The organism is Arthrobacter sp. BG5 (assembly GCF_056680155.1).
In genome coordinates this window covers 3463471-3490197 of the sequence record NZ_CM155268.1, presented here as the reverse complement: position 1 = coordinate 3490197, position 26727 = coordinate 3463471, and the positions used below count along the sequence as shown (strand labels likewise).

24 protein-coding genes are annotated in these 26727 nt (G+C 70.0%); 10 read left to right on the top strand and 14 right to left on the bottom strand.

Going from position 1 to position 26727, the window contains the following annotated elements:
* Positions 1-3: 3 nt before the first annotated feature.
* Both argJ and argC read right to left on the bottom strand, forming a co-directional pair.
* Complete coding sequence (gene argJ / locus AC1MBE_RS15990; protein ID WP_479779591.1) at positions 4-1170, bottom strand: bifunctional glutamate N-acetyltransferase/amino-acid acetyltransferase ArgJ; 1167 nt, start codon at positions 1168-1170, stop codon at positions 4-6.
* Positions 1167-2198, bottom strand: a complete 1032-nt coding sequence (gene argC / locus AC1MBE_RS15985) for an N-acetyl-gamma-glutamyl-phosphate reductase (protein WP_479779589.1) — start codon at positions 2196-2198, stop codon at positions 1167-1169. Before argC ends, argJ begins: the two co-directional genes overlap by 4 nt.
* 173 nt (positions 2199-2371) lie before the next feature.
* Between argC and AC1MBE_RS15980 the strand changes: the two genes are divergently transcribed.
* From AC1MBE_RS15980 to AC1MBE_RS15960, 5 genes are all read left to right on the top strand, one after another.
* Positions 2372-3475 (top strand): fatty acid desaturase family protein, encoded by a 1104-nt coding sequence (locus tag AC1MBE_RS15980; protein WP_479782664.1) that lies wholly within the window; start codon positions 2372-2374, stop codon positions 3473-3475.
* Between the two features lie 28 nt (positions 3476-3503).
* Positions 3504-4349 carry an SMP-30/gluconolactonase/LRE family protein gene (locus tag AC1MBE_RS15975; RefSeq protein ID WP_479779587.1) on the top strand — a complete coding sequence of 282 codons (846 nt, stop codon included), beginning with the start codon at positions 3504-3506 and terminating at the stop codon, positions 4347-4349.
* 121 nt (positions 4350-4470) lie between these two features.
* On the top strand, positions 4471-5436 hold the full coding sequence (locus AC1MBE_RS15970; protein WP_479779585.1) for a quinone oxidoreductase family protein: 966 nt from the start codon (positions 4471-4473) through the stop codon (positions 5434-5436).
* 171 nt (positions 5437-5607) lie between these two features.
* Entirely contained in the window at positions 5608-9498 is a 3891-nt protein-coding gene (locus AC1MBE_RS15965; protein WP_479782662.1) for a Pls/PosA family non-ribosomal peptide synthetase, read from the top strand.
* A 66-nt stretch (positions 9499-9564) separates the two neighbouring features.
* The gene (locus AC1MBE_RS15960; protein ID WP_479779583.1) at positions 9565-10926 is read left to right on the top strand and encodes a M1 family metallopeptidase; all 1362 of its coding nucleotides are present in this window, start codon (positions 9565-9567) and stop codon (positions 10924-10926) included.
* Positions 10927-10934: 8 nt separating this feature from the next.
* On the opposite strand, the gene AC1MBE_RS15955 is transcribed toward AC1MBE_RS15960, so the two are convergent.
* The 3 genes from AC1MBE_RS15955 to pheS form a co-directional block, all read right to left on the bottom strand.
* Positions 10935-11636, bottom strand: a complete 702-nt coding sequence (locus AC1MBE_RS15955; protein WP_479779581.1) for a 4'-phosphopantetheinyl transferase family protein — start codon at positions 11634-11636, stop codon at positions 10935-10937.
* Positions 11637-11700: 64 nt separating this feature from the next.
* Positions 11701-14244 carry a phenylalanine--tRNA ligase subunit beta gene (gene pheT, locus AC1MBE_RS15950; protein WP_479779579.1) on the bottom strand — a complete coding sequence of 848 codons (2544 nt, stop codon included), beginning with the start codon at positions 14242-14244 and terminating at the stop codon, positions 11701-11703.
* 2 nt (positions 14245-14246) lie between these two features.
* Positions 14247-15308, bottom strand: a complete 1062-nt coding sequence (gene pheS, locus AC1MBE_RS15945; RefSeq protein WP_479779577.1) for a phenylalanine--tRNA ligase subunit alpha — start codon at positions 15306-15308, stop codon at positions 14247-14249.
* A gap of 221 nt (positions 15309-15529) precedes the next feature.
* Here pheS and AC1MBE_RS15940 point away from each other — a divergent pair, with 221 nt between their 5' ends.
* The gene (locus AC1MBE_RS15940) at positions 15530-16012 is read left to right on the top strand and encodes a hypothetical protein (RefSeq protein ID WP_479779576.1); all 483 of its coding nucleotides are present in this window, start codon (positions 15530-15532) and stop codon (positions 16010-16012) included.
* Between the two features lies 1 nt (position 16013).
* Positions 16014-16652, top strand: a complete 639-nt coding sequence (locus AC1MBE_RS15935) for an SIMPL domain-containing protein (RefSeq protein ID WP_479779574.1) — start codon at positions 16014-16016, stop codon at positions 16650-16652.
* 54 nt (positions 16653-16706) lie between these two features.
* Here AC1MBE_RS15935 and pcp read toward each other — a convergent pair whose 3' ends face one another.
* Positions 16707-17348, bottom strand: a complete 642-nt coding sequence (gene pcp / locus AC1MBE_RS15930) for a pyroglutamyl-peptidase I (RefSeq protein ID WP_479779572.1) — start codon at positions 17346-17348, stop codon at positions 16707-16709.
* Between the two features lie 93 nt (positions 17349-17441).
* Here pcp and AC1MBE_RS15925 point away from each other — a divergent pair, with 93 nt between their 5' ends.
* Positions 17442-18566: an Rv2578c family radical SAM protein gene (locus AC1MBE_RS15925; protein WP_479779570.1), complete on the top strand. Its 1125-nt coding sequence runs from the start codon at positions 17442-17444 to the stop codon at positions 18564-18566.
* Positions 18567-18585: 19 nt separating this feature from the next.
* Here the strand turns inward: AC1MBE_RS15925 and AC1MBE_RS15920 are convergent, their stop codons facing one another.
* From AC1MBE_RS15920 to AC1MBE_RS15905, 4 genes are read right to left on the bottom strand one after another with little or no spacing between them, the layout of a single operon-like run.
* The gene (locus tag AC1MBE_RS15920) at positions 18586-19959 is read right to left on the bottom strand and encodes an NAD(P)(+) transhydrogenase (Re/Si-specific) subunit beta (protein WP_479779568.1); all 1374 of its coding nucleotides are present in this window, start codon (positions 19957-19959) and stop codon (positions 18586-18588) included.
* Positions 19956-20291 carry an NAD(P) transhydrogenase subunit alpha part 2 gene (locus AC1MBE_RS15915; protein ID WP_346959756.1) on the bottom strand — a complete coding sequence of 112 codons (336 nt, stop codon included), beginning with the start codon at positions 20289-20291 and terminating at the stop codon, positions 19956-19958. Before AC1MBE_RS15915 ends, AC1MBE_RS15920 begins: the two co-directional genes overlap by 4 nt.
* Complete coding sequence (locus AC1MBE_RS15910) at positions 20291-21448, bottom strand: NAD(P) transhydrogenase subunit alpha (RefSeq protein ID WP_479779566.1); 1158 nt, start codon at positions 21446-21448, stop codon at positions 20291-20293. Before AC1MBE_RS15910 ends, AC1MBE_RS15915 begins: the two co-directional genes overlap by 1 nt.
* Positions 21449-21490: 42 nt before the next feature.
* Complete coding sequence (locus tag AC1MBE_RS15905; protein WP_479779565.1) at positions 21491-21934, bottom strand: (deoxy)nucleoside triphosphate pyrophosphohydrolase; 444 nt, start codon at positions 21932-21934, stop codon at positions 21491-21493.
* Positions 21935-22134: 200 nt separating this feature from the next.
* Here AC1MBE_RS15905 and AC1MBE_RS15900 point away from each other — a divergent pair, with 200 nt between their 5' ends.
* Positions 22135-23343: an MFS transporter gene (locus AC1MBE_RS15900; protein WP_479779563.1), complete on the top strand. Its 1209-nt coding sequence runs from the start codon at positions 22135-22137 to the stop codon at positions 23341-23343.
* Positions 23344-23390: 47 nt separating this feature from the next.
* Here the strand turns inward: AC1MBE_RS15900 and AC1MBE_RS15895 are convergent, their stop codons facing one another.
* Positions 23391-24311 carry a cation diffusion facilitator family transporter gene (locus tag AC1MBE_RS15895; protein WP_479779561.1) on the bottom strand — a complete coding sequence of 307 codons (921 nt, stop codon included), beginning with the start codon at positions 24309-24311 and terminating at the stop codon, positions 23391-23393.
* 229 nt (positions 24312-24540) lie between these two features.
* On the opposite strand from AC1MBE_RS15895, the gene AC1MBE_RS15890 reads away from it, so the two are divergent.
* On the top strand, positions 24541-24807 hold the full coding sequence (locus AC1MBE_RS15890; RefSeq protein ID WP_479782660.1) for a GlsB/YeaQ/YmgE family stress response membrane protein: 267 nt from the start codon (positions 24541-24543) through the stop codon (positions 24805-24807).
* Positions 24808-24919: 112 nt separating this feature from the next.
* Here the strand turns inward: AC1MBE_RS15890 and AC1MBE_RS15885 are convergent, their stop codons facing one another.
* From AC1MBE_RS15885 to rpmI, 3 genes are all read right to left on the bottom strand, one after another.
* A complete protein-coding gene (locus tag AC1MBE_RS15885) occupies positions 24920-25819 on the bottom strand; it encodes a TrmH family RNA methyltransferase (RefSeq protein WP_479779559.1) in 900 nt (299 codons plus the stop codon).
* 65 nt (positions 25820-25884) lie between these two features.
* Positions 25885-26355, bottom strand: a complete 471-nt coding sequence (gene rplT / locus AC1MBE_RS15880; protein WP_175323251.1) for a 50S ribosomal protein L20 — start codon at positions 26353-26355, stop codon at positions 25885-25887.
* 119 nt (positions 26356-26474) lie between these two features.
* Positions 26475-26669, bottom strand: a complete 195-nt coding sequence (gene rpmI / locus AC1MBE_RS15875) for a 50S ribosomal protein L35 (RefSeq protein WP_009358635.1) — start codon at positions 26667-26669, stop codon at positions 26475-26477.
* Positions 26670-26727 lie beyond the last annotated feature (58 nt).

Here is a 26727-nt window from a genome sequence, read left to right as displayed (position 1 = left end):
GGCCTAGCTGGAGTAGGCGCTGTTTTCGTGGACGTACTCGTGCGTCAGGTCGTTGGTCCAGATCGTGGCCTCGGCGGAGCCCGCCTGCAGGTCGATCTCGACCAGGACCTCGCGCGGTTCCAGGTCCACGAGGCCGCGGTCCTCGCCGATGCTGCCGTTGCGGCAGATCTGCACGCCGTTCATCGCAACGTTCAGCTGGTCCGGTTCGAAGGCCGCGTCGGTGGTGCCGACGGCGGACAGCACGCGGCCCCAGTTGGGGTCTTTGCCGAAGATGGCGGTCTTGAAGAGGTTGGAGCGCGCCACGGCGCGGCTGACCACCTCGGCGTCCTTCTCACTGGCGGCGTTGAAGGTGCGGATGGCGATGTCGTGGCTGGCGCCCTCGGCGTCGCCGATCAGTTTCCGGGCCAGGTCCGCGCAGACCTGGGTGAGGCCCTTGCCGAAGTCGACGGCGGACGGGACGGCGCCCGAGGCACCGGAAGCGAGCAGCACCACGGTGTCGTTTGTGGACATGCAGCCGTCCGAGTCGGTCCGGTCGAAAGTGACGCGGGTGGCGTCGCGGAGTGCGACGTCGAGCAGTTCTGGCTGGACCTGCGCGTCCGTGGTGAGGACCACGAGCATGGTGGCCAGGCCCGGGGCGAGCATGCCGGCGCCCTTGGCCATTCCGCCGATAGTGAACTCCTTGCCCTCGGCGTCGGTGCCCGTGAAGACCGCCTGCTTGGAGACCGAGTCGGTGGTCATGATCGCGGTGGCCGCTGCCGGGCCGCCGTCGGCGTCCAACGCCGCGGCCGCGGCACCGATCGCCGGGACCAGCTTGTCCATCGGAAGCTGTTCGCCGATCAACCCGGTGGAGCAGACGAAGATGTCCGTCGCGGAGACGCCGAGTGCTTCCGCGGTCTTCTCCGCGGTGGTATGGGTGTTCTGGAAGCCCTGCGGCCCGGTGCAGGCGTTGGCGCCGCCGGAGTTGAGGATCACGGCGTCGACGCGGCCGTCCTTGATGACCTCGCGGGACCAGTGCACCGGTGCTGCGGCCACCCGGTTGGAGGTGAAGACGGCGGCGGCTGCCTTGTTGGGCCCGTCGTTGACGACGAGCGCCAGGTCCGGGTTTCCGGAGGCCTTGAGACCGGCCTTGACGCCGGCGGCGCGGAATCCCCGGGGTGCGGTGATGCTCACGGTGCGACTCCCTGCAGGTTGAGGCCGGCGGTTTCCGCGAGGCCGAGGGCAATGTTCATGGACTGCACGGCGCCGCCGGCGGTCCCCTTGGTGAGGTTGTCGATGGCGCAGCTGACGATCACGCGGCCGGTGTGCCCGTCCAGGGCCAGCTGCATGACGGCGTGGTTGGAACCCTGCACTGACTTGGTGGTGGGCCACTGGCCTTCCGGGAGCAGGTGGACGAACGGCTCCTCGTCGTAGGCCTCGGCCCAGGCGCGGCGCAGTTCCCCGGCGGTGACGCCGGGCCGCACCTTCGCGGTGGCCGTGGTGAGGATGCCGCGGCTCATCGGGGCCAGCGTGGGGGTGAAGGACACGGTGACCGGTGCGTTCAGCGCCTTGGAGAGCCCCTGCTCGATCTCCGGGGTGTGCCGGTGTCCGCCGCCGACGCCGTAGGGGCTCATTGAGCCCATCACTTCGGCGCCGATCAGGTTCACCTTCGCGGCCTTGCCGGCGCCGGAAGTACCGGAAGCGGAGACGATCACGACGTCGTCGGCCTGGAGCAGGTGGTTGCTGAAGCCCGGGGTGAGGGCCAGCAGGGCCGACGTCGGGTAGCAGCCGGGCACCGCGATCCGGGTGGCGCCGCGGAGAGCCTCGCGCTGGCCCGGGAGCTCCGGCAGACCGTAGGGCCAGGTGCCGGCATGCGGCGAGCCGTAGAATTTCTCCCAGGCCGCCGGGTCCTCCAGCCGGTGGTCCGCGCCGGCGTCGATCACGACCGTCCCGGCGGGCAGTTGCGCCGCGATCTCCCCGGATGCGCCGTGCGGCAGGGCGAGGAACACGACGTCGTGCCCGGCGAGGTTCTCCACGGTGGTGTCTTCGAGGATGCGTCCGGCCAGGCCATGGAGATGCGGCTGCAATTCGCCTAGTCTGGAACCGGCGTTGCTGTGGGCGGTGATGGCGCCGATCGTCACGTCGGGATGACCGGCCAGGAGCCTCAGCACCTCGCCGCCGGCGTAGCCGCTAGCGCCGGAGACGGCAACAGAAATAGTCATAGCCCCGAGTATACAGCAAGACTATGCATAGATCCCGATATTTATGCATGCATGCGGCCGTGTCCGGATGCTGCCGGAGGCGTCAGCGTATGCTGGACAGAGGGTGATCCAGACCGTGCCGCTGCAAATGCCAGCTGCAACGTTGCCCGTAACAGTTACGAGGCATGCGTTTCATGACCCCCACCACCACACTTTCCGCGGAAACGCCGGCGCGCCCGCAACCGCGCGTCCGTCAGCCCAACGCCGTCGTCCTGAGCTATTCGGAACTGCTGAAGGCCGTCAAGGCCGCGGGCCTGCTGGAACGCCGCACCGGGTTCTACATCACGGTGTTCTCCGTCCTGGTCCTGCTAATGGCCGCCGCCTGGTTCGGTTTCGCGCTGATCGGTGACAGCTGGTTCCAGCTCCTGATCGCGGCCGCCATTGGCATCCTGTGCACGCAGCTGAGCTTCCTCGCCCACGAGGCCGGACACCGCCAGATCTTCGCCTCGCGCCGCGCCAACGACTGGGCCGCGCGGCTGCTCGCCACCTCCGTGGCCGGCATCAGCTACTCCTGGTGGGAGCAAAAGCACGGTGCGCACCACAACCACCCGAACGTCATCTCCAAGGACCCGGACATCGCCACCGGCGCGATCGCCTTCCACCCCGACGGCGCCGCCACGCGGCAGGGGCGGTTCTCCTTCCTGACCCGCAAGCAGGGCTGGTTCTTTTTCCCGTTGCTGTTCCTGGTGGGCCTGGGCCTGCAGATCGATTCGGTCAAGTTCATCTTCCAGCGCGCCAAGGTCACGCACCGCTGGGTGGAGATCCCGATCCTGGTGGTCCGCCTCAGCCTGCTTCCGGCGCTCGCCTTCACGTTCCTGCCCTGGGGCATGGCGCTGGCGTTCATCGGCGTCCAGCTCGCCGTCTTTGGTTTCTACATGGGCGCCTCGTTCGCGCCGAACCACAAGGGCATGCCCGTCCTGCCGGCGGACAGCCGGGTGGACTTCTTCAGCCGCCAGGTCCTGACCTCCCGGAACATTTCCGGCGGCCGCTTTATGGACATCCTGCTCGGCGGCCTCAACCGCCAGGCCGAGCACCACCTCTTCCCGGACATGGCCCGGCCCCAGCTGGACAAGGCCGCCGTGATCGTCCGCGAATTCTGCGCCAAGCACCAGGTCCCCTACACGGAAACCACCCTGCTGCAGTCCTACGGCATCATCGTGCGCTACCTCAACGACGTCGGCCTCGCCGCGGGCCGCCACTTCGAATGCCCGATGGCCACCGTGACCCGGCGTTACTAGCGGCTCTACAGGACCGGAGGCTGGCTTCATGCAAGCAGAACAGTGCACCGATCCCGTCGCGTACCACGGCGAAGGTCCGGTCTGGTCCCCTGCCTGGGGCGGTCTGCGCTGGGTGGACATGCTCGCCGGCGACATACTGTCCCTCACGGCATCCGGGTCCGTCACCCGCCGCCACGTCGGCACGGTTGCCGCCGCCTTGCGGCCCCGTCAGGGCGGCGGCGCGGTGATCGGCGTCGAGCGCGGTTTTTGCCTTGAAGAGGCGGACGGGACGCTCACCCGGCTGAGTGATGTGTGGACCGACGCCGGCGTCCGGATGAATGAAGGTGCCTGCGACCCGGACGGCCGGTTCTACTGCGGTTCGATGGCCTACGACCAGCGCCCCGGCGCCGCCGCGCTGTACAGGCTCGACCCGGACCGCTCAGTTCACCAGGTAGTGCCCGGCGTCAGCATTTCCAACGGATTGGACTGGAGCCCGGACGGTTCCCTCGCCTATTACAACGACACGGCAACCCACTCCGTCGCCGTTTTTGACTACGACCGCGACGCCGGCCTGACCGGGCGGCGCACCTTCCTTCGCCTGCCGGACGACGAGCAGCCCGACGGCCTCACGGTCGACGCCGAGGGCGGCGTCTGGGTGGCCGTCAACGGCGCGGGCGAGGTCCGGCGATATTCCCCTGACGGCCGTCCCGACGGCCTCGTGCAGGTGGGGGCGCGCCAGGTGACCGCCTGCACGTTCGGCGGGCCCGACCTGAACCAGCTGTACATCACGACCTCCCGCGAGAATCTTCAACCCGGGGACGACCCGCTGGCGGGGTCCCTTTTCCGGGCCGACGTCGAGGTGGCCGGCCAGGCGGTCCGCGGGTTCGCCGGCTGAGTTCCCGCGGCGCGGATGGAGTGCAAGGTCTTCGATGCCGGCTCAAGGGTGCCTAGGATGGGTTGGGAATCCGGGCCAGGAATTCTCCTCCCCGGAGCGGAGACCTTTCAGAAGGAGACACATGACGCACGCAATCCTCGCCCGGCAGTCCGGCGGACCCGAGGTCCTCGAGCTCGCCGAAGTTGACCGTCCGGTCCCGGGTCCCGGCCAGCTGCTGATCAAGGTCGCCGCCGTCGGCGTGAACTTCATTGACACCTACAAGCGCAGCGGCGCCTACAAGGTGCAGTACCCGTTCACGCCGGGCTCCGAGGCCTCCGGAACCGTGGAAGAGCTCGGCGACGGCGTGACCGGGTTCTCCACCGGGGACCGCGTCGCCACCGCCGAGGGGGTCAACTGCTACGCCGGCTACGCCCTCGTGGACGCGGACAAGGCCCTGCCGGTGCCCCGCGGCGTCGACGACTTCACCGCGGCTGCGCTCCCCCTGCAGGGCATCACCGCGCACTACCTGATCAACTCTTCCTTCAAGGTGGAGCCGGGCCAGACCGTGCTGCTGCACGCCGGCGCCGGCGGGGTGGGCCTGCTGCTGATCCAGCTGCTCAAGGCCCGGGGCGCGCACGTCCTCACCACTGTCTCCACCGACGAAAAAGAGGCGCTGGCCCGCGGCGCCGGCGCGGACCACGTGCTGCGCTACGACGGCTTCGCCGCGAAGGTGCGCGAACTGACCGACGGTGCGGGCGCGCACGTCGTCTACGACGGCGTCGGGAAAGACACCTTCGACGATTCGCTGGCCGCGCTCCGGATCCGCGGCACCCTGGTGCTCTTCGGTGCCGCGTCCGGTCCGGTGCCGCCGTTCGATCCGCAGCGGCTCAACGCCGGCGGCTCGCTCTACCTGACCCGGCCCACCATCAACCACTTCCTCCGGAACGCACAGGAACGCCGCTGGCGCTCCGACGAGCTCTTCGCCGCCGTGGCGGACGGCAGCCTGAAGGTCCGGATCGGGGCCCGCTACGACCTCGCCGACGCCGCCGCGGCCCACACCGATCTGGAGCAGCGCCGCACCACCGGCAAGGTCATCCTGGTCCCCTGATCCGCACGGAAGCGGCACCGGTGTCTTCCGTTCATCTGCCGCGAGGAGAATCACCCTGTGATTGAGCAGCAACCGCCGGCCGGCGGCGTTTCTTTGGGCGGCAGCGCCCCGTTCGGCTCCGCGGCCCGTCCCCCGGCCGCCCCCGCCTCCAGCCCCGCCTACCAGCCGCAGCTGCCCGGCGCCTCCGCCGCGCCGCCGGAGCGGACACTGATCGACGTCCTGCAGGAGACCGCGGCCCGCTTCCCGGACGCCTCCGCGCTCGACGACGGCCGCCGTTCGCTCAGCTACGCCCAGCTGATGGACGAGGTCCGTGCCGCCGCCCGGAAGCTGCACCTGGCCGGGCTGGGAGCCGGGGACAAAATCGGAGTCCGGATCCCTTCGGGAACCAACGAACTGTACATCGCGATCCTGGCCGTGCTGCTGGTCGGGGCCGCCTACGTGCCGGTCGACGCGGATGACCCGGATGAACGGGCCAAGCTGGTGTTCAGCGAGGCTCGGGTTTCCGGAATCCTCCGGGCGGGCGGCACCATCGTCATGGATTCCGGCCGGCCCCGGCCCTTCCCGGCCGCCAGGCCGCCGGTCCCCGGCGACGACGCCTGGGTCATCTTCACCTCCGGCTCCACCGGCACGCCCAAGGGCGTCGCGGTACGGCACAGCTCGGCCGCAGCCTTCGTCGACGCCGAGGCGCGGATCTTCCTCCAGGCCGAGCCGATTGGTCCGCAGGACCGGGTGCTGGCCGGACTCTCGGTAGCCTTCGACGCGTCCTGCGAGGAAATGTGGCTCGCCTGGCGGCACGGGGCGTGCCTGGTCCCGGCGCCCCGCGCCCTGGTCCGGACCGGCATGGACCTTGGACCCTGGCTCATCAACCACGGCATCACGGTGGTCTCCACGGTGCCCACACTCGCCGCGCTGTGGCCCGTCGAGTCCCTGGAAAGCGTTCGGCTGCTGATTTTCGGCGGCGAGGCCTGCCCGCCCGAACTGGCCGAACGCCTCGCCGTCGACGGACGGGAAGTCTGGAACACCTACGGCCCCACCGAGGCCACCGTCGTGGCCTGCGCGGCGCGGCTGGGCGGCCCGGGACCGGTCCGGATCGGACTGCCGCTGGACGGCTGGGACCTCGCCGTCGTGGGCTCCGACGGCGTGCCGGTCGCCGAGGGCGGAATCGGGGAACTGATCATCGGCGGGGTCGGGCTTGCCCGCTACCTGGATCCGGCCAAGGACGCGGAAAAGTACGCTCCGCTGCCGGCGCTGGGCTGGTCGCGCGCCTACCGCTCCGGCGACCTGGTCCGCTACGAGCGGGCCGGCCTGCTTTTTGTCGGCCGCGCCGACGAACAGGTCAAACTGGGCGGCCGCCGAATCGAACTCGGCGAAATCGACGCCGCACTCCAGTCGCTGCCTGACGTCGCCGGGGCGGCGGCCGCGGTACGGACGACGGCGGCCGGGAACCAGGTGCTGGTCGGCTACCTCGCGCCGGCCGACGGCAGGACCCTGGACCTGGCGGCCGCGCGGGCCTTGCTCGCTTCGAGCCTGCCCGCCCCGCTGATCCCACTGCTTACCGTCGTGGATGCCCTGCCGACGAAGACCAGCGGCAAGGTGGACCGGCATGCCCTGCCGTGGCCGCTGGCCGGCGCTGGCGCCGCGGACGCCGCGGCGGCGCCGTTGAACCTGCCTGATGATGCCCGCTGGATTGTGGAACAGTGGTGCGCTGTGCTCGGCGGGACCGTCGCGGACCTCGACGCCGACTTCTTCGCCTTTGGCGGCGGCTCGCTGGCCGCGGCCCAGCTCGTCTCCGCCTTGAGGGTCCGCTACCCCACGATCACGGTGGCGGACATCTATGCCACGCCCCGGATCGGGGCCCTGCTCGACACGGCGCGCCAATCGCTGCCGGACGGCGCGGCCCCCGCGGCCGGCGAGCGCTCCGTGCGCCCCACCTCCCGCCGGGCCCAGTGGGCGCAGACACTGCTGGGCGTCCCGCTGCACATCCTCGTCGGGATGCGCTGGCTGACCTACCTGATGGCGGCAAACAACTTACTCGCGTCCCTGGCCGGTTTTACCGCGGCACCGACCCTGTCCTGGTGGTGGGTGGGAGCGTCCTGGCTGGTGTTCGTCAGCCCGGCCGGCCGGATGGCGATCTCCGTGGCCGCTGCACGGTTCCTGCTGCGCAACGTGGCGCCGGGAAGCTACCCGCGCTCCGGCCGCGTGCATCTGCGGCTGTGGCTGGCCGAACAGATCCAGGACCTGGCCGGTGCCGTCAGCCTCGCCAGCGCCCCCTGGGTGCCCTACTACGCCAGGGCCCTCGGCGCCAGGATCGGCCACAACGTCCAACTCCATTCGCTGCCGCCGGTCACCGGGCTGCTCTCGCTCGGCAGCGGCTGCAACATCGAACCCGAAGTGGATCTCTCCGGCTGGTGGATCGACGGCGACGCCGTCCACATCGGCGCGGTCCACATCGGCGCGGGGGCCGTCGTCGGCGCCCGCAGCACACTCATGCCCGGGGCCAGCATCGGCGCCGGCGCGCAGGTGGAGCCGGGCTCCGCCGTGCTCGGACGGGTCAAAGCCGGCCATCTGGTGGCCGGCTCCCCCGCCGAACGGCGGGGCAAGGCCAAACACGGCTGGCCGGACACCCCGCCGGAACACCACCTGATCGGCCGTCTGTGGTTTGCCGGCTTCGCTTCCGCCTCGGCCGTCCTGGCACTGATCCCCTACCTGTCCGCCGCGGCGGCAGCCCTGGTGATGTTCCTCTTTATCCAGGGGCGCGACTCGCTGCTCGACGCGCTGCCGCAACTGGCCGCCGCGCTCCCGCTGGCCGCCCTCGCGTGGTTCGGCACCAACCTGCTGCTCATCCTCGGCACCACGCGCCTGCTCGGCCTGGGGCTGCGCGCCGGCTACTACCGGGTGCGCAGCCGGATCGGCTGGCAGGTCTGGGCCACCGAGCGGGTCCTCGACCTGGCCCGGGACCTGCTTTTCCCGGTCTACGCCAGCCTCTTCACCCCCGTCTGGCTGCGCCTGCTCGGCGCCAGGATCGGCCGGAACGTGGAGGCGTCCACGGTGCTGCTGATCCCGAAAATGACGACCGTGGGCGAGGGCGCCTTCCTGGCCGACGACACCATGATCGCCTCCTACGAACTCGGCGGCGGCTGGATGCGGATCGCGCCGGCGAAGGTGGGCAAACGCTCCTTCCTGGGCAACTCCGGCATGACCGCCGCGGGCCGCAGCGTGCCCAAGAACTCCCTGGTCGCGGTGCTCTCCGCGACCCCCGCGAAGGCGAAAGCCGGCAGCTCCTGGCTGGGCAGCCCGCCGGTGCGGCTGCGCCGGACCGCCATCGCCTCCGATGACACCCGTACCTTCCAGCCGCCGCTGCGGCTCAAGCTGGCCCGGGCGCTGTGGGAGCTTTGCCGCTTCGTGCCGGTGGTGCTGACGGTGGCCGTGGCCGCCGGGGTGCTGGTGGCGCTCGACTGGCTGGCAGGCAGCTTCAATTACGCGGTGGCGGCCCTGGCATGCGGCGTCGTGGTCTTGCTGGCCGGGGCGGTTGCCGCCGGCAGCGCCGTCGTCGCCAAGTGGCTGCTGGTGGGCCGCATCCGCCCGGGTGAGCACCCGCTCTGGAGCTCCTTCATCTGGCGGAACGAGGTGGTGGACACCTTCATCGAAATGGTCAGCGCCCCCTGGTTTGCGCGCGCTGCGTCCGGCACCCCGGCCCTCGTCTGGTGGCTGCGCGCCCTGGGGGCCAGAATCGGGGCCGGAACCTGGTGCGAAAGCTACTGGCTCCCGGAGGCGGACCTCGTCACCCTGGGCCGCAGCGCCACGGTCAACCGCGGCTGCGTGGTCCAGACCCATCTGTTCCACGACCGGGTCATGAGCATCGACACTGTTACGCTCGAGGACGGGGCCACGATGGGCCCGCACGGGGTCATCCTGCCGCGGGCCCGGATCGGCAACGGGGGCACGGTGGGGCCGGCATCACTCGTGATGAGGGGTGAAACTGTGCCCGCCGCGACGTACTGGATGGGAAATCCGGTCAGCCCGTGGGGCGGCCCGGATGTTCCCGCGCCCAAGCCGAAGTAGTCCCGCACCGTCCGTGTACCGTCCGGAAGGCGCCCCGCGCCGACCGCAACCACCGAAGGCCGTCCCATGACTCCCACCGCATCCGCCGCCGGAGAGCTTCCTGCCGAAGCGCCCGCGGCTGCCCCGGATCCCTACATGCCCGGCCACGGCACCGACGTCTACCGCGTCACCCGCTACGAGCTGGAGCTCGACTACCGGATCAACAGCAACCACTTGAGCGGCCGCGCGAAGCTGCACGCGGTCGCCCGGCGCCAGAGTTCCGCCGTTGTCCTGGACCTGACCGGGCTGCGGGCCACCAAGGTGCTGATGCCCGGGAGGAAAGTGCGCAAGTTCAACCAGCGCGCGGAGCGGCTGGTGGTGGTGCCGGACACGGCCCTGCTGCCGGGCGACGAATTCACCCTGGACATCCGCTACGAAGGCAATCCGGCTCCCCGCCGCGGGCTGTGGGGCGAGGTGGGCTGGGAGGAGCTGAGCGACGGCGCCCTGGTCGCCGGGCAGCCCAACGGTGCGGCATCGTGGTTCCCCTGCAACGACCATCCGCGGGACAAGGCCAGCTACCGGATTGCGGTCAGCACGGACGCCAACTATCGGGCTGTCTGCAACGGTGTTCTGGTCTCGCACCAGGCCCGTTCCAGCCGCGAAACCTGGGTCTACGAGCAGGCCGAGCCGATGGCCAGCTACCTCGCCACGGTCCAGATCGGCCGGTACGAGCTACTGCAGCTCAATCCGGACCGGGCGCCCGGCGACGTCGCCCAGACCGCCGCGGTGCCGGCAGAGCTGGCCGCCGAGGCCCGGGCCGGGCTCGCCCGCCAGCCGGAGATGATGCGCGTTTTCACCAGCCGCTTCGGGGCTTACCCGTTCGCCGACTACACCGTGGTGGTGACGGAGGACGCCCTGGAGATCCCGCTGGAGGCCCAGTCCCTGTCCATTTTCGGCCGCAACCACCTGGCGCCCGACTGGGAATCGCAGCGCCTGATCGCGCATGAACTGTCCCACCAGTGGTTCGGGAATTCACTGACGGCAGCCTCGTGGAAGGACATCTGGCTGCATGAGGGCTTCGCCTGCTACGCCGAATGGATCTGGTCCGAGAAGGCCGGCATCATGAGCGTGGCCGACCGCGCCCTGGCGGCGTGGCGTCGGCTCAACCTCGAGGGCCAGGACCTGCTGGTCGGCGACCCGGGTCCGGAACTGATGTTTGACGACCGGATCTACAAACGCGGCGCCCTGGCCCTGCACGCCGTCCGCCTCCACTGCGGCGATCTCGCGTTCTTCGCGCTCCTGCATGACTGGACCGGCAGCCACCGGCACGGCTCCGTCACCACGGAGGACTTCATCCTGGCAGCGGCCCGGGTGACCGGGATAGACGCCGACGCCGTGCTGCACCCCTGGCTCTACGAAGAGGCACTGCCGCCGCTGCCGGCCGGCTGACCGCCTGACTAGGTGCCCCGGAGACCCCGCTGGTCCCCCTCCGGGAGCCCGGCCAGGGCGACGGCGGCAGCGAACTGCGCGGGCAGTCCGGATTCGTCCGGTGCCAGGTCCCGGATGCCGCCCTGGTGCAGCACCTCCACGCTGGCCGGCGCGGTGCGCAGTCCGGTACCGCGGAGCTTGAGCCAGGCCTCCTTGCGCGCCCAGAGCCGGGCCCGTCCGCGCAGCAGCGCGCCGCCGGAGAGCCCGCGCAGACTGTATCGCTCCGCCGGGCCCAGCGCCACCTCATCGAAGCCGTCAAAATCGGCACCCGCCGGGTCCTGGACGTCGACGCCCAGGCGGAGCCCCGGTTCAGGATCACGCACGGCTGCCAGCAGGACCCAGCCCGCGCTGCGGGACAGGCTGAGCAGCAGCGGTGCCGGCGCACCGTCCAGCGTGTAGCCGGGCCGGCCGTGCGGGCCGCCGGGACCGCACTGCGGACAGTCGTAAGCGGCGGTGAGCTCCGTTGCCGGCACGCCCAGCAGTTCCGCCGCGAGGCGCCGCTGGGCCAGCCGGCCGGCCAGGAACGCCTCCCGCGGCCCGGGTTGCATGCCCCGGGCGCGCCCGAGTTCGACGTCGTCCAGCTGTTCCCGGGCGGCGGCGGCCAGCACCCCGGCGGGTCCGCCGGGGACGCGAAAGGGCGGGACCGACCGCACAATCAGCTGCGCTGCCATGGTCCCGCCCTCCTGCTTTGACGTTCGAGGCCTTCCGGTGTCGCTCGCCGGGCGCTCCGGGTTCTTAGCGCTGCACGGCGCCGAAACGCTCGTGGGCGGCAGCCACCGCGCTGTCGCGGGCGGCCGAAGCCTCGTCCGCGGTCAGCGTCCGGTCATCGGCGCGGAAGCGCAGGTTGAACGCGAGCGACTTCTTGCCCTCCTCGATGCCCTTGCCGGCATAGACGTCGAACAAGGACACCTCCTCGAGCAGCTCCCCCGCGCCGTCGCGCAGCGCAGCCAGCACCGCGTCCGCCGGGACGTCGGACGCGACCACGAGGGCGACGTCCTGGGTGGCCACGGGGTAGCTGGAGATGTGCCGGGCGACGATCACGTCGGCGGCTGCCTCGAAGAGCGCATCGGCGTTCAGTTCCAGCGCCACCGAGCGGGCCGGCATGTCGTGCGCCGCGAGCAGTTTCGGGTGCAGTTCGCCGGCGTAGCCCACGACCTCGCCGCTGCGGAGTGCCAGCTGCGCGGCCCGGCCCGGATGGAAGGCCTGGTGCTGGCCCTGGCCGACCACGAGCTCGACGCCAAGGACGTCGCCGGCGAGCCGGGCGATGTCGAGGGCGTCGGCCCAGTCCCAGGCGCGCGGCGTGTGGGCCGGTGCTGCCGGGGAATCGTGGCCGGTCAGCACCGCGGCGAGGTGCAGCGGCTGGTCCGGGACGCCGTCGTACAGGCCGTCCAGCACCTCATCGGCGGGCTTGGCGCCCAGCGGCGGAATCGAGGCGGTGCCCAGCGTGCCGCCGGGCAGGAAGACCAGCCCGGACTCGAAGAGCGCGAGGTCGCGGAAGCCGCGGGAGTGGTTGCGCTTGGCGACCTCGATCAGGCCCGGCAGGATGGAGGTCCGCAGGTAGCCCTGCTCCTCGCTGATCGGGTTGGCCAGCTTGAGTGCCGTCCGTTCCGCGCCGGCCGCGGGGACCCCGAAGCTGTCGTTGGCGGCCTTGGAGACGAACGGGTACGCCATCACCTCGGTCAGGCCGGCGTCGGCCAGGGCCTGGACGAGCCGGCGGCGCTGCTGCTGGACGCGGGTCAGGCCGCGGCCGGGGGGCGCCACCGGCAGGGTCGCGGGGATCTTGTCGTAGCCGACCAGCCGCGCGATTTCCTCGGTGAGGTCTTCCTTGGTTTCCAGGTCGTTGCGCCAACTCGGGGCCGTGACACTGTAGCCGGCGCCGGTCTTTTCGACGGCTGCGCCGAGGTCCTGAAGCGAGGTCAGGATCTGTTCCTCGGTGAAGTCGATGCCGATCCGCTCGGCGGCGAATGCGGCGGGCAGCTGGACGGTCACCGGCGCGGGCGCGGTCCCGACGTCGGTGCCCTCGGCGGCGGGGGTGCCGCCGGCAAGTTCCACGAGGAGATCGACGGCACGCTGGGCGGCCACGTGGGCGACGTGCCAGTCCACGCCGCGCTCGAAGCGCTTGGACGCCTCGGAGGGCAGCTTGTGGCGGCGGCGCGAACGGGCAATCGAGACTTCCTCGAAGTGCGCGGCCTCGATCAGGATGGTCGACGTCGCGTCGCTGACCTCGGTGGCGGCGCCGCCCATCACGCCGGCGACGCCGATCGGGCCGGAGCCGTCGGTGATCAGGAGGTCCTCGGCGTCGAGCGTGCGCTCCTTCCCGTCCAGGGTCTTGAGCTTTTCGCCGGCGACGGCGCGGCGCACCACGATCCCGCCGGTGAGCTTGTCCTGGTCGTAGAAGTGCAGCGGCTGGCCGAGTTCCAGCATGACGTAGTTGGAGATGTCCACCGGCAGCGAGATCGAGCGGATGCCGGCGAGCCGGAGCCGGGCGGCCATCCACGGCGGGGTGGGGCGGGTGGCGTCCACGCCGTGCACGGTGCGGGCCACGAAACGGTCGCAGCCGGGCTTGCCGTAGATCGGCGCGTCGTCGTTGAGCTTGACCGGGTAGCCGCCGGCCAGCGCATCGGGGGCCTGGACCCTGGACGCCGGGTCGGTGAACTCGGTGCCGGTGGCGTGCGCGTATTCGCGGGCCACGCCGCGGATCGAGAAGCAGTAGCTGCGGTCCGGGGTGACGTTGATTTCCGCGGCCTGGTCGTAGAGGCCGAGCAGTTCCATGGCGTCGGTGCCGATTTCCGGGTCGAGGCCGATCCGGGACAGCACCAGGATGCCATCGTGGTCCTCGCCGATGCCAAGTTCGCGGACGGAGGCGATCATGCCGGCGGACAGGTGGCCGTAGGTCTTGCGGGCGGAGATCCGGAAGTCGCCCGGCAGCACGGCGCCCGGAAGCGTGACCACCACCTTGTCGCCTTCCACGAAGTTGTGCGCGCCGCAGATGATGCCCTGCACACCGGAGGGGTCGATGCCGTCGCCGGCGAGGGTCTGTTGCTGGCCTTCGGGGACCACGCGGACCTGGCACCAGTTGATGGTCTTGCCGTTGGACTGCGGTTCCTTGACCAGGCTCAGGACCTGGCCCACCACGATCGGGCCCTGGAGCGCGTCCGTGGGGCGGTGGACCGCTTCCTCTTCGAGGCCGACCTTGACCAGTTCGGCCATCACGTCTTCGGCCGTTGCTCCGGCCGGTACCGCTGCGAATTCACGCAGCCAGGAAAGTGGGATACGCACTGTTAGATCTCCATCCCGAAGTGCTCGCTGAAACGTACATCGCCTTCGATCATGTCGCGCATGTCGCCGACCTCATTGCGGAACATGAGAGTGCGTTCGATGCCCATGCCGAAGGCAAAACCTGAATAGACGTCCGGATCGATGCCGGCGGCGCGGAGCACGTTGGGGTTGACCATGCCGCAGCCTCCCCACTCGATCCAGCTTGGGCCGCCCTTGGCTCCCGGGTGCCAGATGTCCAGCTCCGCGGACGGCTCGGTGAACGGGAAGTAGTTCGGGCGCAACCGGATCCGGGCCTCTTCGCCGAACATCTGGCGGGCGAAGTGCTCCAGGGTGCCGCGCAGGTCGGCCATGGACAGGCCCTTGTCGATGGCGAGGCCCTCGAACTGGTGGAAGACCGGGGTGTGCGTGGCGTCCAGCTCGTCGGTGCGGAACACCTTGCCCGGGCACAGCACGTAGATCGGCACCTCGCGTTCCAGCATGGAGCGGACCTGGACCGGCGAGGTGTGGGTGCGCATCAGCAGGTGGGCCTCGGGCGGCTCCACGAAGAAGGTGTCCTGCATTTCACGGGCCGGGTGGTCCGGCTTGAAGTTCAGCGCATCGAAGTTGAACCACTCCGACTCGACCTCGGGACCCTCGGCGATTTCCCAGCCCATGCCGACGAAGATATCCGCGACGCGGTCCTGCAGCGTGGACAGCGGGTGGCGGGCACCGGCACGACGGCGGCGCGGGGCGGCAGTGACGTCGACGGTCTCCTCGACCAGGATGCGCGCGTCGTTCTCCGCTTCGAGCTCGGCGGCGCGGTCCGCGAGCGCCTTGTTGACCCGGCCGCGGGAGGCGCCCATGAGCTTTCCGGCGGCGGCCTTCTGGTCCTTGGGCAGCGCACCGATTTCACGGTTGGCCAGGCTGAGCGCGGATTTCTCCCCGGTGTGGGCCAGGCGCACGGCCTTGAGTTCATCGAGCGTCGACGCGGCGGCAATGGCGGCGACGGCCTGGTCTACGGCGGCGGTGATGGCGGCTTCATCCAGAGGGTTCGGGACGGCGGCGCCCGGCAAAGTTTCAGTCATCTACTGTTCTTAGCTACGAGTCGGGTGATGCCAACGCACGCAGGGCCTTCAACGGGTGCAGGGACCGGTGCGTTGGCAAAGGGCAGGGCTCGCCAAAATGGCTCCGGCGGGCACTCCCGTCCAGTCTAGTTGAACCCGTCCGGCCGCCCGAACGTGACGGGCGGGGCCGGTGCCGGGCGGGGCCGGTGCCTGGTGGCACGGCTCCCCGCTAGCATGGCCTCATGACGTCCGGACAGCGGCTGCGGCAGCTCGCCAACGTAGTGAATGCCTCAACCCCGCTGGGGTTGCTGTTGGCTGTGTGTGCCCGGGCCAGGATCCGACGCGGCCCCCGGGGCCTGATCCTCGCCACCGGCTATCGCTGGCGCCTGCCGTGGGCGGCGGCATTCACCGTAGGCAATGTGGTGCTGTTCCGCGCCGGTCCCGCGGAAGCCCTGGGCAACCCGGTACTGGTGGGGCACGAGGAGCGCCACAGCACCCAGTACGCCTGGTGCCTGGGCGTGCCGTTCCTGCCGCTGTACTTCCTGGCGGCCGGCTGGTCCCAGTGGCGCACGGGCAACCCCGGATCGGCCAATCCCTTTGAACGCCACGCCGGGCTCCAGGCCGGGGGCTACCCGCCGGCCCGCGCCAAGACCGTTACCCGGCCCCTTCCCGGGAACTCCCCACCGAACACAGCCGGCACAGCCCCCAACCGGAACGAGGCATGACATGACGGAACATCCCAGGTCGATCGCGGTCACCGGATCCGGCACCGCGGAAGCGGCGCCGGACCTGCTGACCCTCAGCATCGGCGTCGAATGCCGGCGCGCGGGCGTGGAAGCGGCCTACGCGGACGCTGCCCGCGCCTCATCCGCGGTCACGGAGGTGTTGCGCGGGCACGGTGTGGCGAACGCGGACATCACCACCTCGGGGCTGAACATCCGGGCGGAGGTCAGCTGGCAGGAGGGCCGCGGGCAACTGGTCTCCGGTTATCTGGCGTCCAGCACGCTGCGGGTCCGGCTCCGCGACCTGGCCGCGTCCTCCGGCCTGATCGCCGCCGCGGCCGCGGCCGGCGGGGACGATGTGCGCCTCAACGGCCTGGAGCTGGGCTGGGCCGACCCCGCCGCGGTCGAGGCCGCCGCCCGTGAGGCGGCATGGAACGACGCCCGCGGCGCGGCCGAGCACTTTGCTTCGCTGGCCGGCGCCCGGCTGGGCAAGGCCCTCTCGGTCGCCCGGCGGCCGGGGTCAGCCGTGCCCATCCCGCTGGCCGGAATGCAGCGCGCCGTGGCGTCCGAGCCGCTGACCGTCGAGGCGGGCAGCTCCAGCGTCAGCGCGGACGTGGACGTGGTCTGGGAACTGCTCGACTGACCCTGCCTGCGCGGGGCCTCGCGACCTTGGTCCGGGCGTCCGTCGTGGGTGGTGCTAGTGCGTGGCGCCGGCGGCGAGCTTGAGGTCCGCCGTCGTCGCCTGCGCGGTCCGAACGACGACGGCGAGCGCTTCCGTCATCTGTTCCAGCGGCAGCGAGGCGAGCCCGCTTCCCGCCGGAACCTGGTCCGGCCCGTACGGGACGTGGACAAAGCCGCCCCGCACCCCGGGACTGTCCCGCAAGGAGTGCATCAGGCCGTAGAAGACGTGGTTGCACACGTAGGTCCCGGCCGTCTGGGACACTTCGGCGGGGATCCCGGCAGCTCCCAGCCCCGCCAGTGCCGCCTTCACCGGCAGGGTGCTGAAATAGGCGGCCGGAGCGCCTGGCACCACGGGCTCATCGACGGGGGCGTTGCCGGCATTGTCCGGAATCCGCGCGTCATCGCAGTTGATGGCAATCCGCTCCAGCGAGACAGCACTCCTGCCGCCGGCCTGGCCGGCACAGACCACCAGCTCCGGGCGGTGCTCTGCCAGCGCCGCACGCAGGACCCGGATGGCGTCGCCAAAGACGCAGGGCAGCTCAACGGCCGCCACGTCGTGCCCCTCGGCCTTCAGCACGGCCGCGGCCCCGCGCGCCGCGGTCCAGGACGGATTGGTGCTTTCGCCGCCAAACGGTTCGAAGCCGGTCAGGAGAATCATGGGCCCAGCCTAGCAACGCCGCAATAAGCGCGGGCACCGTGTCGCTGACCGGCGGTCCTTGACTTAAGGTCGAACATATATTCGAATGTAGCCATGAGGTGGGACGCGCAAGCACTGAGGCCAAACGGTGAAACTCTCCCTGCCGGTTCGCCTGCCACCGGGCCTGCCTCTCCGGCACTGCTGCCGCTGGCGGGCCTGGTGCGGTCCGTCTCCACCCCCGAGTTTGCCGGCGTCACTTTCCATGAGGTCACCGCCAAATCGGTGCTCAACAAGGTGGTGGCCGGGTCCCGGATGCCGTTCGACTGGACCGTCAATCCCTACCGCGGCTGCAGCCACGCCTGCGTGTACTGTTTTGCCCGCAAAAGCCACACCTACCTGGACTTCGACGCCGGACTGGACTTTGACAGCCAGGTGGTGGTCAAGATCAACGCCGCCGAGGTGCTGCGCAAGGAGCTGGCCAAACCCTCCTGGCAGCGCCAGCACGTCGCCCTGGGCACCAACACGGACCCGTACCAGCGCGCGGAGGGCCGGTACCAGTTGATGCCCGGCATCCTCGGAGCCCTGGCCGACTCCGGCACTCCCCTGTCCATCCTGACCAAGGGCACGCTGCTGGCCCGGGACATCCCGCTGCTCAAGCACGCCGCCGCCCAGGTCCCGGTAGGCGTCGGCATCTCCCTGGCCATGACGGACGAGCGGCTCTCCGAGGCTGTCGAGCCGGGTACCCCCGGCCCGCGGGCCCGGCTCAAACTGGTATCCCGGCTGCGGGACGCGGGGCTTCCCTGCGGAGTGATGGCGATGCCCATCCTTCCCTGGCTCTCCGACTCCGACGAAGCCCTGGATTCCCTGTTCGGCTCGCTCGCGGCGGCAGGCGCCACCGGTGTCACCGCCGGGGCGCTCTATCTCAAGCCGGGCACCCGCGAGTGGTTCATGCAATGGATCGCCAAAGAGCACCCCCAGCTCGCCGGCAAGTACCGCCGGCTGTACGGCAGCGGATCCTACGCCTCCAAGGAATACCGGGCGTGGCTGGCGGGCCGGATCCGGTATTTCAAGTCCCGGCACGGCTTCCTGGGCTCCTCGGGCTTCAGCCACCGTGACCTCAACGACGACCCGCGGGAAGAGGAAGCCCAGTACCCGGCGGGCAGCATTCCCGAGCCGGCTGCCCAGCGCGCTGCCGCTGCCGGTTCAGGTTCCGGTGCGGCCCAGCCCACGTTGTTCTAAACGTCGCTGTTCCCGAAGCCTAGAGAATCTTGACGGCGCCGAGGACCTTGGAGAGCGAATCCTTGGCGTCGCCAAAGAGCAGGGTGGTCTTGGGATCGTGCAGGAGTTCGTTCTCGATGCCGGCGAAGCCCGGACGCATCGAGCGCTTCAGGAAGACCACCTGCTGGGCCTGGACCACCTCGAGGATCGGCATCCCGTAGATCGGCGATCCCGGGGACGACTTCGCCGCCGGGTTGACGACGTCGTTCGCCCCCACCACCAGGGCGATGTCCGTGTTGGCGAATTCCGGGTTGACCTCTTCGAGTTCGCGCAGCGATTCGTACGGCACGTTTGCCTCCGCCAGCAGCACGTTCATGTGGCCGGGCATCCGGCCGGCGACCGGGTGGATGGCGAACACGACGTCGACTCCCCTGGCGGTGAGGGCGGTGGCGAGTTCGGCCACGGTGTGCTGGCCCTGGGCGACGGCGAGGCCGTAGCCGGGCACGATCACCACGCGCTGGGCGTAGCCGAGCTGGACGGCGACGTCCTCGGCCGAGGAGGAGCGCACCGGCCGGTCGCTGAGGGTGGTTGAACCGGCGGTGGACCCGCCCCGGAAGGCGCCGAACATGATGCCGGCCACGCCGCGGCCCATCGCGGAGGCCATCACCTTGGTCAGGATCGTGCCGCTGGCCCCCACCAGCGTCCCGGCGACGAGCAGCAGCACGTTGCCCAGCACGATCCCGGACGCCGCCACGGCGAGGCCGGTGAACGCGTTCAGCAGCGAGATCACGATCGGCACGTCCGCACCGCCGACCGGGAGCACCAGCAGCAGTCCGGCGGCCAGGCCCAGCACCAGCAGGGCAGCGGCCCAGGCCGGTGAACCCGTCAGCACCACGAGCCCGCCGGCGGTGAGCGCGCCCGCCAGGACGAGCACCATCACCACCGGCATGCCCGGGAACAGCAACGGGCGGGTGCTGATCAGCTCCTGTAGTTTCCCGACCGTGACGGCCGACCCGGCAAAAGACACCGCGCCGACCAGCATGGTGAACACGACGGCCAGCCGGACCCAGGGCTCCGCGCTGTGCCCCAGTTCCAGCACCGCGACCAGTGCCGCCGCGCCGCCGCCGACGCCGTTGAACAGTGCCACCAGTTGCGGCATCTGGGTCATCTGCACACGCCGGGCCACCGGAACGGCGAGGGCGGTGCCGACGGCGATCGCGGCGAGGATCAGCGGTATGTTCTCCAACCGGGCGGAGAGGAACACGGTCAGCACCGCCACCGCGGCCCCGGCGGCGCCGATGGCGTTGCCGCGCCGGGCGGTCCGGGGCGAGCTGAGGCCCTTCAGCGCGAGGATGAAGCAGACGGCCGCCACGAGGTAGAGCAACGCGGTCCAGGCCGGGACGAGGATACTCATCGTTCCTCCTCCCCCGCCCGGTCAGGGGTCCGCGCCGCGGTGCCCGGAGGGGCGGCCTTGCGCGGGCCGAACATCTCCAGCATCCGGTCGGTGACGACGAAGCCGCCGACCAGGTTGACGGTCGCGAGGACCACCGCGAGCAGGGCGACGGCGAGCAACCAGGGGTCGCCGGCCTGGCCCGCCACAATGACCGCGCCGACCAGGATGATGCCGTGGATGGCGTTGGCGCCGGACATCAACGGGGTGTGCAGTTTGCTGGTGACCTTGGAGACGACTTCGAAGCCGACGAAGACGGCGAGCACCACCACCGTGAGTAACGTGACCGCATCCATTAGCTGTGGGCCTCCATAGCTGCCGCTGTACCGGCGTGCCGGACGGCGCCGTCGTGGGTCAGACACGCTCCGGCGACGACGTCGTCGTCAAAGTCCGGGGCCACCGAGCCGTCCGTGGTCATCAGGGCGAGCAGGTTGGCGACGTTCTTCGCGTACAGGCGGGACGCGTCGGAGGCGAGGGCCGAGGCCGCGTCCTGCATCCCGACCAGCGTCACGGCGCCGCCCGGGACCGGTACCAGGATGTCCCGCCCGGCAATGACGCCCTCGACGTTGCCGCCGGACTCCGCGGCGAGGTCCACCACGACGGACCCGGCCCGCATCCCGGCCACCATCTCGGCGGTGACCAGCAGCGGGGCGGCGCGGCCCGGGATCGCCGCGGTCGTGATGAGCACGTCCGCCGCGGCGACGTGCGGCGCCAGCAGGGCCCGCTGCCAGGCGGCACGGTCCTCGCCAAGTTCGCGGGCGTAGCCGCCGCTGCCCTCGGCGGACGTGGCCGCAGCCCGGGTGTCCAGTTCCAGGTTGATGAAGGTGCCGCCCATCGAGGCGACCTCGTCGGCGGAGGCGGCGCGGATGTCGTTGGCCGAGACCCGGGCACCGAGCCGTTTCGCGGTGCCGATGGCCTGCAGTCCCGCGACGCCGGCGCCCAGAACCAGCACCCGGGCCGGCGGGATGGTCCCGGCGGCGGTCATGTACAGCGGAAAGAACCTCGGGTAGCGCAGGGCCGCCTCCAGCACGGCGCGGTAGCCGGCGACCAGGGACTGCGAGCTCAACGCGTCCATGGACTGGGCGCGGGAGATCCGGGGCACGAGTTCCAGCGCGAAGGACGTCACGCCCGCGGCGGCGAGGGCTCCTACCGCGGCCAGTTCCGAGGCTGGCGAAGCGAAGCCGATGGTGATGGTGCCCGGCCGCAGCGCGGCGGCCGTCTCCGGCGTGAGCGGGCGGACATGCAGCAGGACATCCAGGGCGTCCAGCGGCAGTTCCGGGGCGAGGCGGCCGCCGGCCTCCGCGTAGTCGGCGTCGCCGTAGCCGGATTCGGCGCCGGCACCGGATTCGACCAGCAGCGACAGGCCAAGACCCGTCAGCTGCCGCACTGTCTCGGGGGTGGCCGCTACCCGGCGCTCCCCCGCACGCTCTTCCCGCCTGACCCCGACCTGCACGCCCAGCTCCTCCCGGTTGGCCCCAGCGTAGCCACACCGGGCTCAGTTTGGCGAGGGTTCCGCCGCGACAGCCGCCAGGAGCGCTTCAACGATCGGCAGGTCCGCCGGGATCCACGGCAGCCCCAGGACTTCCGCCGGGTCCGCCAGCGCCACCCAGCGCAGTTCGTCATGGTCCTCCAGCGGCTGCGGCGTGCCGGCTGCCAACTCGGCGAACCAGACCCGCATTGCGGCCCGGTCGTTGAGTGTCCAGCCGGAGGCTGCCGCCGCGGGCAGTTCGGGCCCCAGCCGGACCTCCACCCCGAGTTCCTCCAGCAGTTCACGGTGCAGGGCGCGTTCCGGTGTCTCGCCGGGATCCACCTTGCCGCCGGGGAATTCCCACATGCCGGCAAACTGCGGCGGCGCCGTCCGCCTCGCCACCAGGAGGGACCGGGGGGCGGCCAGGGAATCCACTACCGCGCCGCCGACGACGTTGATGAGTTCAGTCACGTCCACCAGTCTAGGGGCGCCCGGTGCCGCGCTGCCGGGGGACAATGATGATAGACCCGGCGTCCGGCGCTGGGATAGGCGCCGGAATACCGGGGCAGGCGCCCCGCGTTCCCTGCCCGGAGACCTATAACGGCCAACCGCCTAATCAGCACGCAGCATTCCCCCGGCTCGGCCGGGATCAATTCCGAAAAGCAGAGCAGATGACAACCACCAAAGACGCCCCCGCGACGCCGAAAACCGGCTCCCGCCACCTTGCCCTCGCCATCGTGTCCCTGGCCATGGGCGGATTCGGCATCGGCACCACGGAATTCACCATGATGGGTCTGCTCAAGGAGGTGGAGCGGGGCCTGGGCGTCAGCACCCCGGAGGCCGGGCACCTGATCTCCGCCTACGCCCTGGGGGTGGTGGTGGGCGCGCCGGCGCTGGCCGCCGTCGGGGCCAAACTGCCACGCAAGTACCTCGCACTCGGACTCATGCTGTTCTTCAGCCTCGCCAACCTCAGCTCCTTCATCGCCCCCGACTACGGCACCATGCTGGTCTCCCGCTTTGCCGCGGGGCTGCCGCACGGCGCCTTCTTCGGCGTTGCCGCGGTCATTGCCTCCTCCCTGGTCGCGCCGACCAAACGCGGCTGGGCCATCTCGATGGTGATGGCCGGGCTCACGGTAGCCAACGTCATCGGGGTGCCGTTCGGGACCTGGCTGGGCCAGGCCTTCGGGTGGCGGCTACTCTTCCTGCTGGTCGGCCTGATCGGGATAGCCACCATGGTGATGCTCTGGAAGTTCGTGCCGTTCCAGAAACCCCATGCGGACGCCAGCATCCGCCGTGAACTGGGCGCGCTGAAGCGGCTGCAGGTCTGGCTGGCCGTACTGATCGGCGTGGTCGGCTTCGGCGGGTTCTTCGCCACGTACACCTACATTGCGCACACCATGACCTCGGTGGCCGGCATCGCCGCGGAGTGGCTGCCGCTCGTCGTCGCCCTGTACGGCGTGGGCATGGTGGTCGGCAACATCGTCGGCGGACGGATCGCGGACAGGTCCGTGATGGGCACCATTTACTGGGTGCTGCCCGGCGTCGCCGTGGCGCTGGTGGTCTACGCGGTGGCCGTGCACTGGCCGTGGTCGGCCTACGTGATGGTCTTTGTAGTGGGAGCGGCCGGCTCCATGCTGGTCCCGGCGCTGCAGACCCGGCTCCTCGACGCCTCCCCCGACGCGCCGTCGCTCGCGTCCTCGCTGAACCATGCGGCCCTCAACGTGGCGAACGCCCTCGGCGCGTTCCTCGGCGGCCTTGTCATCGCCTGGGGCTGGGGCTACGTGGCACCTGCCCTGGTGGGGGCGGTGCTGGCCCTCCTGGGCCTTGGCGTCACGGCCCTGAGCGGTGCGGTGGAACGCCGGAGGCCGCTGGTCCGGTAACCGCGCCATGCGGTACCGGCCCGGCGGCCTCCGGCGGATCGTCCGCTTTAGCGGGCGCTAACGCGCTGCACGTCCGGTTCCAGGTAGATGACGCGCGCGGTCGGTACCGCCTCCCGGATACGGACCTCGGCGGAGTCAATGGCCACCGCGATGTCCCGGCCCGAATCGGCCGCGCCGACGCTGATCTTGGCTGCCACCAGCAGTTCCTCCGGACCCAGGTGCATGGTCTTGATGTGGATGATGCTGGTGCCGTCGGCCTCAATGGCGCCGCGGATTTTCGCGGCGTCGGCCTTGGTCGCGGACTCACCCAGCAGCAGGGACTTGGTTTCCACCGCCAGGATGGCAGCGATTGCCACCAGCAGCAGGCCGATCATGGCGGTTCCGAGGGCGTCCCAGATGCCGTTGCCGGTGACCAGCGTCAGGCTGACGCCGAAGAGCGCGAAGAGCAGGCCCAGCAGGGCGCCGAAGTCCTCCAGCAGGATGACGGGCAGCTCGGGCTGCTTGGCGTTGCGGATGAAGTGGACCCAGCTCTGCTTGCCGCGCAGCGGGTTGGACTCGCGGATGGCGGTCCGGAAGGAGAAGGACTCCGCGATGATGGCGCCGGCCAGCACCGCCAGCGGAACCCACCAGAAATCCCCTTCAATGCCGTGCGGGTGCTGGATTTTGCCCCAGGCCTCGTAGAGGGCGAACAGGCCGCCGACGGAGAAGAGCACGATCGAGACGATGAAGGCGTAGATGTAGCGTTCCCGGCCGTAGCCGAAGGGGTGTTCCGGGCTCGCCTCCTTCTTGGCCCGCTTGCCGCCGACCAGCAGGAGCAGCTGGTTCCCTGAATCCGCGAGCGAGTGGATGGCCTCCGCGAGCATCGACGAGGAGAGCGTCAATATGAACGCGATGAACTTGAGGACTGCGATCGTCAGGTTGGCGGCCAACGCCGCGACGATCGCCTTGGTACCGCCGTTTGCAGCCAAGAGAGCTTCTCCTTTGGAGGTTTTTCTTCGGTGGACGCGGAAACCGCCGGGTGCCCGTGTCCGCAAGGAACACCGTACCTTTTTCGGGCCCGCTCCCGCACCGCGGCAGGGCCGCAGGAGGTACGTAACGATTGAGTGTGATGTTGCTGACACGGGAACACGCCTGTGTTAGCTTGAAGCCATAATCGGGATTCCTAAGGTGAATGCCGACGAATATGTAGGAGGAGACATGGGCTTTCTAGGCTGGATCATTCTCGGACTCATTGTAGGTGCAATCGTTAAGGCAATCATGCCTGGCAAGGTCGGCGGCGGCTGGGTCACCAGCCTCGTGCTCGGCGTCGTCGGGGCCATTGTCGGCGGCTGGATCGGCGACCTGCTGTTCGGCGGCGGCAAGATGGAATTCTGGAACCTGGGTTCCTGGATTTTGGCCATTGTCGGCGGCCTCGTCGTTGCCGGCATTTACGGTGCCGTCACCGGACGCAACCGGACCACTTAATTCGCTCAAGTCAGCGTCCCGGCCGCCGTGCCGCAGCGCTGAAAGAACGACGGCGGGGGCTCACCGAATGGTGGGCCCCCGCCGTCGTTGGTTGTCCGGGAGGTGCTGCAGCCTACGCGCCGCGCTGTTGCGACCGCGCGCTGGCGTACAGGCAGACCGTCGCCGCTGTGCCGAGGTTAAGGCTCTCGGCCGCTCCGTAGACCGGGACGGCAACACGGTGGTCCGCCAGGGCGAGTTCATCCTCCGACAGCCCCTGGGCCTCGTTGCCGAACAACCAGGCCGTGGGGCCCTCCAGCGCATAAACCGATTCGGCGGCGGACGCCCCCAGCCGGCGGGCCGCATTCTCGTCCTGCAGCCGGTCCAGGTTCAGCTGGCCCTGGCCGTCCGCCGCGAGGATTCCAATGCCGCGTTCCTTGCAGCGGGCCACCAGGTCCTCGACGTCGGCGCCCAGCACCACCGGCAGGTGGAAGAGCGACCCGGCCGTGGACCGCACGGCCTTGGGGTTGTAGATATCAACGCTCGACGCGGTCAGGACGACGGCGTCCGCGCCGGCTGCGTCGGCTGCCCGGAGCACGGTTCCGGCGTTGCCGGGGTCGCGGACCTGGCACAGGACCGCGATCAGCCGCGGACCCGCGTCGAGGACCCGGTCGAGGCCGACGTCCAGGAAGCCGCAGACCGCGAGGATGCCCTGCGGGGTGACGGTGTCCGCCATCGCGGCCAGCACTTCGTCAGTAGCGAGGTAGGCGGCGGTGCCCTCGGCAAGTGCCTCCAGGTCCGGGTGCCGGTCGAGGCAAGCCTCGCTGGCGTAGACCTCGTAGACGATGCCGGGCTCCCCCGCTGCAATCCTTTTCTGGTGCAGGACCAGGGCTTCGCGGACAGCCTGGGGGCCCTCCGCCAGGAACTCGCTGCGCTTTAAACGGGCCGGGCGCCCGGCAAGCTGTGCCACCTTCCTCACTCGATCGGCTCGAGGATTGGAAAGTGGAAAGTCTTGCGGGCGCCCGGTTTCGTTCATATAAGAACCTTAGTTGCTCTCGCGAGCAGTTCTTGAACGACGCTGTCTTTCGACGGCGGGAGGAACTACTTTGCGGCCTCGGCGTCAGCCTTCTTGGCAGCAGGCTTCTTGGCGGCAGGCTTCTTCGCAGCCTTCGGGGCCGCAGCAGCCTCGACCTGGACGGCCGGAGCGGACGTGTCGGCGGGCAGCGAGTCCTTGGCGACCTTGACCAGCGCGGCGAACGCGTTGGCGTCGGAGACGGCCAGTTCGGCCAGCATACGGCGGTCAACCTCGACCTCAGCGGCCTTGAGGCCCTGGATCAGACGGTTGTAGGTGAGGCCGTTGGCGCGGGATGCAGCGTTGATGCGCTGGATCCAGAGGCGGCGGAAGTCGCCCTTCTTCTTCTTGCGGTCGCCGTAGCTGTACACAAACGAGTGCAGCAGCTGCTCTTTCGCCTTGCGGTACAGGCGTGAACGCTGTCCACGGTAGCCCTTTGCGCGTTCGAGGATAACCCTGCGCTTCTTGTGGGCGTTGACCGCCCTCTTCACACGTGCCACGTGCGTACTCCTTCGAAAATTCTGATCCCAAGCGTCTACTGCCGGGAAACCGGCTGGCCTGAGAAGCCTTTTTGGTAGTGGACCGCCGCCAGGTGGCTACCGGTCCGTGAACTTGGAACTTAGATGCCGAGCATCTTCCGGATGACCTTGGCGTCGCCCTTGAAGACGATCTTGTCGCCGGCGAGGCGGCGGGTCAGCCTGGAGGACTTGTGCTCGAGGTAGTGGCGGCGGTTGGCCTGCTGGCGGCGCAGCTTGCCGCTGCCGGTCAGCTTGAAGCGCTTCTTAGCACCGCTGTGGGTCTTCATCTTCGGCATGGGAACCGATCTCCTTACGTATCCGCAGACGGGTCTGCAGTCTTTCGTGCAGCCACCC